At 65.2% G+C, this 9,362-nt stretch carries 8 protein-coding genes; all 8 read left to right on the plus strand.

Annotated elements, in window-relative coordinates:
* Positions 1 to 33 precede the first annotated feature (33 nt).
* Positions 34 to 1,677, plus strand: a complete 1,644-nt coding sequence (locus tag FJ527_RS28660; protein ID WP_140824644.1) for an ABC transporter substrate-binding protein — start codon at positions 34 to 36, stop codon at positions 1,675 to 1,677.
* Positions 1,667 to 2,611: an acetamidase/formamidase family protein gene (locus FJ527_RS28665; RefSeq protein WP_140824645.1), complete on the plus strand. Its 945-nt coding sequence runs from the start codon at positions 1,667 to 1,669 to the stop codon at positions 2,609 to 2,611. The genes FJ527_RS28660 and FJ527_RS28665 overlap by 11 nt, the downstream gene beginning before the upstream one ends.
* A gap of 208 nt (positions 2,612 to 2,819) precedes the next feature.
* Positions 2,820 to 4,583 carry an ABC transporter ATP-binding protein gene (locus FJ527_RS28675; protein ID WP_140824647.1) on the plus strand — a complete coding sequence of 588 codons (1,764 nt, stop codon included), beginning with the start codon at positions 2,820 to 2,822 and terminating at the stop codon, positions 4,581 to 4,583.
* Positions 4,584 to 4,783: 200 nt separating this feature from the next.
* Positions 4,784 to 5,992 (plus strand): ABC transporter substrate-binding protein, encoded by a 1,209-nt coding sequence (locus FJ527_RS28680; RefSeq protein ID WP_140824648.1) that lies wholly within the window; start codon positions 4,784 to 4,786, stop codon positions 5,990 to 5,992.
* Positions 5,989 to 6,783, plus strand: coding sequence for an ABC transporter ATP-binding protein (locus FJ527_RS28685; RefSeq protein ID WP_015314623.1), 795 nt, complete (start codon positions 5,989 to 5,991; stop codon positions 6,781 to 6,783). Before FJ527_RS28680 ends, FJ527_RS28685 begins: the two co-directional genes overlap by 4 nt.
* Positions 6,776 to 7,486, plus strand: coding sequence for an ABC transporter ATP-binding protein (locus FJ527_RS28690; protein ID WP_015314622.1), 711 nt, complete (start codon positions 6,776 to 6,778; stop codon positions 7,484 to 7,486). The genes FJ527_RS28685 and FJ527_RS28690 overlap by 8 nt, the downstream gene beginning before the upstream one ends.
* A gap of 7 nt (positions 7,487 to 7,493) precedes the next feature.
* Complete coding sequence (locus FJ527_RS28695; protein ID WP_140619728.1) at positions 7,494 to 8,381, plus strand: branched-chain amino acid ABC transporter permease; 888 nt, start codon at positions 7,494 to 7,496, stop codon at positions 8,379 to 8,381.
* A 1-nt stretch (position 8,382) separates the two neighbouring features.
* Positions 8,383 to 9,362 (plus strand): branched-chain amino acid ABC transporter permease (locus FJ527_RS28700; RefSeq protein ID WP_181166526.1); only part of this gene is annotated, 980 nt, incomplete at its 3' end.

A 9,362-nucleotide genomic window follows, 5' to 3' on the forward strand; every position in this document is an offset into this window, starting at 1 on the left:
ACCAGAAAACAAACAGAGAAAGGGAACAGGACAATGAAGAAGTTTCTCGCATCGACCGTCGCGGCATCGGCGCTGGCGCTGATGCTCGGCATGACAAGCGCCCGCGCCGAGGACACCGTCGACCCGAACGCCAAGCAGGGCGGCGCCATCACCATCACCTACAAGGACGACGTCGCGACCCTCGACCCGGCCATCGGCTATGACTGGCAGAACTGGTCGATGATCAAGAGCCTGTTCGACGGCTTGATGGACTACGAGCCCGGCACCACCAACCTCAAGCCCGACCTCGCCGAGAGCTACGAGATTTCGCCCGACGGCAAGACCTTCACCTTCAAGCTGCGCCATGGCGTGAAGTTCCACAATGGCCGCGAGATGACCGCCGAAGACGTGAAATATTCGCTCGACCGCGTCACCAATCCGAAGACGCAGAGCCCCGGCGCCGGCTTCTTCGGCTCGATCAAGGGCTATGACGATGTCGCCGCCGGCAAGGCCGAGACGCTTTCCGGCGTCACCGTCGTCGACCCCTACACGGTCAAGTTCGAGCTGACCCGCCCGGACGCCACCTTCCTGCATGTCATGGCCATCAACTTTTCCCATGTCGTGCCGAAGGAAGAGGTCGAGAAATACGGCGCCGATTTCGGCAAGCATCCGGTCGGCACCGGTGCCTTCAAGCTGGCGGAATGGACGCTTGGCCAGCGCATCGTCTTCGAACGAAACGCGGACTATTGGCACAAGGGCCTGCCGCATCTCGACAAGATCACCTTCGAGATCGGCCAGGAGCCGATCGTGGCGCTTCTGCGCCTGCAGAAGGGCGAGATCGACGTGCCCGGCGACGGCATTCCGCCGGCAAAATTCCAGGAGGTGATGGCCGATCCCGAGCAGAAGGCGCGCGTCGTCGAAGGCGGCCAGCTGCACACCGGCTATGTCACCATGAACACCACCATGGCGCCGTTCGATAATGTGAAGGTGCGACAGGCCGTCAACATGGCGCTCAACAAGGCGCGCATCATCCAGATCATCAACGGCCGCGCCGTGCCGGCCAACCAGCCGCTGCCGCCGTCGATGCCCGGCTACGACAAGGCGTACAAGGGCTACCCCTATGACGTCGCCAAGGCCAAGGCGCTGCTGGCCGAGGCCGGTCATCCCGACGGTTTCGACACGCAATTGTTCGCCATGAACACCGACCCCAACCCGCGCATCGCCCAGGCGATCCAGCAGGACCTTGCGGCGATCGGCATCAAGGCCAGCATCCAGTCTCTCGCCCAGGCCAACGTCATCGCCGCTGGCGGCGACAAGGCCGGGGCGCCGATGATCTGGTCGGGCGGCATGGCCTGGATAGCCGACTTCCCCGATCCATCCAACTTCTACGGCCCGATCCTCGGCTGTGCCGGTGCGGTGCCGGGCGGCTGGAACTGGTCGTGGTATTGCAACAAGGATCTCGACGCCAAGGCGGCCGAGGCCGATTCGGTGGTCGACCCGGCCAAGGCCCCCGAGCGCGACAAGATGTGGAGCGCCATCTACGACAAGGTGATGGAGGACGCCCCCTGGGCGCCGGTCTTCAACGAACAGCGCTTCACCATGAAATCCGCGCGCATGGGCGGCGCCGACAACCTCTATGTCGACCCGGTCCATATCCCGATCAACTATGACAATGTGTACGTAAAAGATGTGCAATAACTGCGACTACACCATCCACGGGCGCCATCACCATTTCGGCTGGGACAATTCGTTTGTCCCGGCTGAGCGGGTGGCGCCCGGCTCGACCATCGAGTTCCAGTGCCTGGATTCCTCGGGCGGCCAGTTGCAGCCCGGCAGCACCGTCGCCGACATCGCCAAGCTCGATTTCGACCGGATCAATCCGGTCACCGGGCCGATCTTCGTCGAGGGCGCCGAGCCGGGTGACGCGCTGAAGGTGACGATCGAGATGTTCAAACCGTCCGGCTTCGGCTGGACGGCGAACATTCCCGGTTTCGGCCTGCTCGCCGACGATTTCCAGGAGCCGGCGCTCAACATCTGGAAATACGATGCCGCCTCGCTGGAGCCGGCATTGTTCGGCAAAAACGCCCGCGTGCCGCTAAAACCGTTCGCCGGCACCATCGGCAACGCGCCGGCCGAAATGGGCCACCACTCGGTGGTGCCGCCGCGCCGCGTCGGCGGCAATCTCGACATCCGCGACCTCGCCGCCGGCACCACGCTCTACCTGCCGGTGGAGGTGGCGGGCGCGCTGTTCTCGGTCGGCGACACGCATGCCGCGCAAGGCGATGGAGAGGTCTGCGGCACTGCGATCGAAAGCCCGATGAACGTGGTGCTGAAACTCGACCTGGTGAAAGATGCGCGGCTGAAAACGCCGCGCTTCACCACGCCGGGTCCGGTGACACGCCATCTCGACGCCAAGGGCTACGAGGTGACGACCGGCATCGGGCCGGACCTGATGGCGGGCGCGAAGGAGGCCGTGGCGCAGATGGTCGACCTGCTCGCCGGCCGCTACCAGATCGACCCGGTCGAAGCCTACATGCTGGCCTCGGTCTGCGGCGACCTGCGCATCAGCGAGATCGTCGACATGCCCAACTGGGTGGTGTCGTTCTACTTCCCGCGCTGCGTGTTTGAATGACAGATCAGCGTCTAGGCACCCCCCTCTGGCCTGCCGGCCATCTCCTCCGCAAGGGGGGAGATCGGATCGCGCTTGGGCTTTCGCCAATCGTCACCGTTGGAAGAGAGCCGGGGCGTGGGAACTGCCAATCTCCCCCCTTGCGGGGGAGATGCCCGGCAGGGCAGAGGGGGGTGTGCCGGAGTAAATCCCTTTCCGGGCTGCCTCCCCAATGACCTCAACTCCCGAAACCATCCTCACCATCGCCAACCTCTGCGTCTCGGTACGCGGCGAGGAGGGCTCCCGCGAGGTCGTCTCCGACCTGTCCCTGACGCTCAAGCGCGGCGAAACGCTGTGCATCGCCGGCGAATCCGGTTCCGGCAAATCGATGACCGCGCTTGCGATCATGCAGCTTCTGCCGCAGCCCGCCGCGCGCATCTCCGCCGGCACCATCCACCTTGGCGCCACCGAGCTGACCGCCCTCGACGAACGCCGGATGCGCCATATCCGCGGCGACCGCATCGCCATGATCTTCCAGGAACCGATGACCTCGCTCAACCCGGTGCTGTCGATCGGCCGGCAGCTCACCGAATCCATCGAGGCGCACACCAGCCTGTCGCGGGACGAGGCCCGCCAGCGCGCCATCGAGGCCTTGAAGGCGGTACGCATTTCGGAGGCCGAAAGCCGGCTAAGGCAGTTTCCGCACGAGCTCTCCGGCGGCATGCGCCAGCGGGTGATGATCGCCATGGCGCTGGCGCTGGAACCGGACGTGCTGATCGCCGACGAGCCGACCACCGCGCTCGATGTCACTGTGCAGGGCGAGGTGCTGGAGCTGCTGCGCGACCTGCAGCAGAAGCACGGCACCAGCGTCATCCTGATCACCCACGACATGGGCGTTGTCGCCGAAATGGCCGATCGCGTCATCATCATGCGGCATGGGCGAATGGTCGAGGAAGGCAAGACGTCGGACATTTTCGCCCACCCGCAAGCCGAATACACGCGCGAGCTGCTGGCCGCAGTGCCGCGCATCGGCAGCGGCGCCGGCCGTCAGAAATCTAGGGAAGCCGAAGCCGCAACGCCGGCGAAGGTCGCCGAGGTCACCGATCTCCACGTCCGCTTTGATCTGCGCGGCGGCGTCTTCGGCCGGGTCACACGCCGCGTTCACGCCGTCGAAGGCGTCAGCTTTTCAATCGCGCCCAACGAAACGCTGGCGCTGGTCGGTGAATCCGGCTGCGGCAAGTCGACCACCGCCAAGGCGCTGGCCGGGCTGGTGCCTTATAGCGGCGACATCGTCGTCGGCGGTCGCAATTTGTCCGGCCTCGGCCGCGACGAGCGCAAGGCGGTGCGCCGCGACGTGCAGATGATTTTCCAGGACCCCTACGCCTCGCTCGACCCACGCATGCGCGTCGGCGACCTCGTCGCCGAGCCGCTGCTGATCCACGGCATCGCCTCGAAGGAAGAACGCCGCGAGCGCGTCGCCGTGCTGTTCGATCGCGTCGGCCTGTCATCGGACCAGATGGAGCTTTACCCGCACGAATTTTCCGGCGGCCAGCGCCAGCGCGTCTGCATCGCGCGTGCGCTGGCGCTCAGGCCAAAGCTGATCATCGCCGACGAGAGCGTCTCGGCGCTGGACGTCTCGGTGCAGGCGCGCGTGCTCGACCTCCTGAAGGAATTGCAGCGCGAATTCGGCGTCGCCTATCTCTTCATCTCGCACGACATGGCGGTGGTCGAGAATATCTCCGACCGTGTCGCCGTCATGTATCTCGGCCAGATCGTCGAGATGGGCACACGCGACCAGGTTTTTTCCAACCCCCGCCATCCCTACACCAGGCGCCTGATCGAAGCCGTGCCGGTGCCGGATCCGGCGCGTCGCCGAAGCCGTTTCGCCCGCCTCGACCAGGAAATCCCCAGCGCCACGCGCCGGATCGGCGAGGCGCCGCTGAAATTGGCGCTCAGCGATGTCGGCAACGGCCATCTCGTCGCCGCCGACGGCTGAGGCCATCCGGGCCCAAACAAGCTCGGTCCGCGGCAGGTCGAGCTCACATAGTCGTGTCGCACGCCATGGGCCGTCTCGCCGTCACGAAATCCGGGGCCGCCCCTTGCCCTTCCGCCTCATTTTCCTAATGTTGCATAGTGCTTGCGGATGACGATCGTAGGGGGCGGGCGGATTCATCCACATTGGGAGGAAGTAAACTCATGAAGCTACGCTATGTCGTTTCCGCCGCGCTTCTCGCGGCCACCACTATTCCCGCCTCGGCCGCCGAGATTTCCGATGGCAAGGTCAAGATCGGCATCCTCAACGACCAATCCGGCGTCTACGCCGATTTCGGCGGCAAGTGGTCGGTCGAGGCGGCCAAGATGGCGGTCGAGGATTTCGGCGGCAAGGTGCAGGGAGCGCCGGTCGAGATCATCAGCGCCGACCATCAGAACAAGCCCGATATCGCCTCCAACATCGCCCGCCAGTGGTATGACACCGAGCAGGTCGACGCCATCATGGAGCTGACGACCTCTTCGGTCGCGCTCGCCGTGCAGGGGATTTCCAAGGAAAAGAAGAAGATCGACATCGTCACCGGTGCGGCGACCACCGACCTCACCGGCAAGCAGTGCTCGCCCTACGGCTTCCACTGGGCCTATGACACCCACTCGCAGGCGGTGGGCACCGGCGGCTCGCTGGTGCAGCAGGGCGGCGACAGCTGGTTCTTCGTCACCGTCGACTATGCGTTCGGCTATTCGCTGAAGGAGCAGACCGCCAAGTTCGTCGAGAGCCATGGCGGCAAGGTGCTGGGCGAGGTGCGTTATCCCCTCGGCGCGACCGACTATTCGTCCTTCCTGCTGCAGGCGCAATCTTCGGGCGCCAAGGTCATCGGGCTGGCCAATGCCGGCCTCGACACCTCCAATTCCATCAAACAGGCGGCCGAATTCGGCATCGTCCAGGGCGGCCAGCGCCTGGCGGCGCTCCTGTTCACACTGGCCGAGGTGCATGGGCTCGGCCTGCAGGCGGCGCAAGGCGTCGTGCTGACCGAGGGCTATTACTGGGACCGCGACGACAAGAGCCGCGAATTCGGGCAGCGCTTCTTCAAGCGCACCAACCGCATGCCGAACATGATCCAGGCCGCGACCTATTCGGCGGTGACGCAGTATTTGAAGGCGATCGACAAGGCCGGCACCGACGAGACCGAAGCGGTCGCCAAGCAACTCCATTCGCTGCCGGTGGACGACGCCGTCATCACCGGCGGCAAGGTCCAGGCCGATGGCAACATGGTCCACGATATGTATCTCTACCAGGTCAAGGCGCCCAGCGAGAGCACCAAGGACTGGGATTATTACAAATACCTCGCCACCATCCCCGGCAAGGAGGCGTTCCTGAGCGAGAAGGACAGCGGCTGCGCGACGGCCGCCCAGTGACCGGCGCGGCCACGGTGCCGCCTGATCTGAACGCGGAAGAGCCACGGGTGGTGCTTTCCGCCCGCGGCCTGCGGCGTGACTTTGCCGGCTTCGTCGCCGTCAGGAATGTCGATCTCGATGTCCGCCATGGCAACATCCATGCGCTGATCGGGCCCAACGGCGCCGGCAAGACGACCGTTTTCAACCTGCTGACCAAATTCCTGGCGCCGACCAGCGGCAGGATCGAACTGCTCGGCCACGACATCACCCGCACCTCGCCGGCCAAAGTGGCGCGCATGGGGCTGGTGCGCTCGTTCCAGATATCGGCGATCTTTCCGCACCTCAGCGTGCTCGACAATGTGCGCGTCGCACTGCAGCGGCCGGCCGGGCTCGGCATCCAGTTCTGGCGCTCGCTGGCGGCGCTCGACCGGCTGACGCCGCGTGCCATGGAACTGCTGCGGTCCGTCGGCCTCGACGATGCCACGAACAGGCTGGCCGGCGATCTTTCCTATGGCAGGAAACGCGTGCTGGAGATCGCCACGACGCTGGCGCTGGATCCCAAAGTGCTGCTGCTCGACGAGCCGATGGCCGGCATGGGCCATGAGGACGTGGCCACGGTTTCCGCCCTCATCCGCTCGGTGGCGGGCGACCGCGCGGTTCTGATGGTCGAGCACAATCTGACCGTGGTGGCCGATCTCTGCGACTGGATAACGGTGATGCAGCGCGGCGAGGTGCTCGCGGCCGGCGACTACGCCACCGTCAGCCGCGACGAGCGCGTCAAGGTGGCTTATATGGGCACCGCCGATGACTAGCGCTTCGCCCCTGCTCGCGGTCCGCGGCCTCAACGCCTGGTATGGCGAGGGCCATGCGCTGCACGGCGTCGACCTCGAAGTGTTTGCCGGCGAGACGGTCACATTGCTCGGCCGCAACGGCGTCGGCAAGACGACGACGCTGCGCGCCATCATGGGCCTGATCCGCCGGCGCACCGGCAAGGTCGTTTTCGACGGCGCCGACCTGATGCGGCTACCGCTGCACCGCACCGCGCACCAGGGCATCGGCTTCGTGCCGGAGGAACGCGGCATCTTCTCGACGCTGACCGTCGACGAGAACCTGGTGCTGCCGCCGGTCGTCGCCCCGGGCGGCATGAGCGTCGAGGAAATCTTCGATCTGTTCCCCAATCTGAAGGAGCGGCGCAACAGTCCCGGCACTCGGCTGTCGGGCGGCGAACAGCAGATGCTGGCGATCGCGCGCATGCTGCGGACCGGCGTCAAGATGCTGCTCTTGGACGAACCGACCGAGGGCCTCGCGCCTGTCATCGTCCAGCGCATCGGCGAGCTGCTGGCGACGCTGAAGCAGCGCGGCATGACCATCCTGCTGGTCGAGCAGAATTTCCGCTTCGCCAGCCGTGTCGCCGACCGTTTCTACCTGATGGAGCACGGCAAGGTCGTGGCCGGGTTTCCCACCGGCGAACTGGCGGACCGCATGACGCTGCTCCACGAAATCCTGGGTGTATGATGGCGCCATGACGATGATCTTCGGCATCCCCGTCCAGGCATTGCTCGGCCAATTGCTGGTCGGGCTGATCAACGGCTCCTTCTACGCCATGCTGAGCCTTGGTCTGGCCGTGATTTTCGGCCTGCTGCGCGTCATCAACTTCGCCCATGGCGCCCAGTATATGCTGGGCGCCTTCATTGGCTATCTCCTGCTCACCCATCTCGGCATCGGCTATTGGCCGGCGCTGGTCCTGGCGCCGCTGATTGTCGGCATCTTCGGCGTCGTGGTCGAGCGCCTGGCGCTGTCGCGGCTCTACGACACCGATCCGCTCTACGGCCTGCTCTTCACTTTCGGCCTCGCGCTCGTGCTCGAAGGCATCTTCCGCTACTATTACGGCGTGTCGGGAAACCCCTACGCCGTGCCGCCGCTGCTGGCCGGCGGCACCAATCTCGGCTTCATGTTCCTGCCCATTTATCGCGGCTGGGTCGTGGTCGCCTCGCTGATCGTCTGCTTCGGCACCTGGGCGCTGATCGAGAAGACCAGGCTCGGTTCCTATCTGCGCGCCGCGACCGAGAATCCCCGCCTCGTCCAGGCCTTCGGCGTCAACGTGCCGTTGCTTTTGACCCTCACCTACGGCCTCGGCTCGGCGCTGGCCGGGCTCGCCGGCATCCTGGCCGCGCCGATCTACCAGGTCAGCCCGCTGATGGGATCGGATCTCATCATCGTCGTCTTCGCGGTCGTCGTGGTCGGCGGCATGGGCTCGATCCTCGGCGCCATCGTCACCGGCTACATGCTTGGCCTCGCCGAGGGCCTGACCAAGGTTTTTTACCCCGAGGCCTCCAACCTGGTGGTCTTCGTCATCATGGCGATCGTGCTTTTGGTCCGGCCGGCCGGCCTGTTCGGAAAGGACGCCTGAGATGGCGGAGGAGACATCCGACATGGCCGGGCTTTCGCTGCGCGAGGCATCGGCCAAACCCTCGCCAAGGCTCGAATGGGTGCTGGTCGGGCTCGGCATAGCGGCGCTGCTCGCGGCCCCGTTCTTCGTCTACCCGATCTTCCTGATGAAGATGCTGTGCTTCGCGCTGTTTGCTTGCGCCTTCAATCTCCTGCTCGGCTACACCGGCCTGTTGTCCTTCGGCCACGCCACCTTCTTCGGTGGCGCCGCCTATTTCACCGCGCACGCCGTCAAGGTCTGGGGCTGGCCGCCGGAAGCCGGCATCCTGCTCGGCATGGCGGGCGCCGCACTGCTCGGCCTCGTCATGGGTTTCTTCGCCATTCGCCGGCAAGGCATCTATTTCGCCATGATCACGCTGGCGCTGTCGCAGATGTTCTTCTTCTTTTGCGTGCAGGCGCCGTTCACGCAAGGCGAGGACGGCATCCAGGGCGTGCCGCGGGGCGTCCTGTTCGGTGTCCTCGACCTCAACGCCCCGATGAACATCTATTATTTCGTGCTTGTCGTGGTCCTTCTCGGCATCTTCGCCATCTGGCGCATCGTCAATTCGCCCTTCGGCATGATCCTGCGCTCGATCCGCGAAAACGAGAACCGCGCCATTTCGCTGGGCTATTCCGTAGCCGGCTACAAGCTCGCCGCCTTCGTTATGTCGGCGGCGCTGGCCGGGCTCGCCGGTTCGCTGAAGGCGATCGTCTTCCAGTTCGCCACCCTCACCGACGTCACCTGGCAGATGTCGGGCGAGGTCATCCTGATGACCCTGCTCGGCGGCATCGGCACCATGGTCGGCCCCATCATCGGCGCCAGCCTCGTCGTCGGCCTGGAAAACACGCTCGCCACGTCAGGTTTCCCCGTGACCATCGCCACCGGGCTGATCTTCATGGTCTGCGTGCTGGTGTTTCGGCGCGGGATCGTCGGGGAGGTTTATGCGCGGGTGCTGGGGCGGGC

This window comes from Mesorhizobium sp. B2-4-18 (assembly GCF_006441385.1).
GTDB classification, from domain to species: Bacteria; Pseudomonadota; Alphaproteobacteria; order Rhizobiales; family Rhizobiaceae; genus Mesorhizobium; species Mesorhizobium australicum.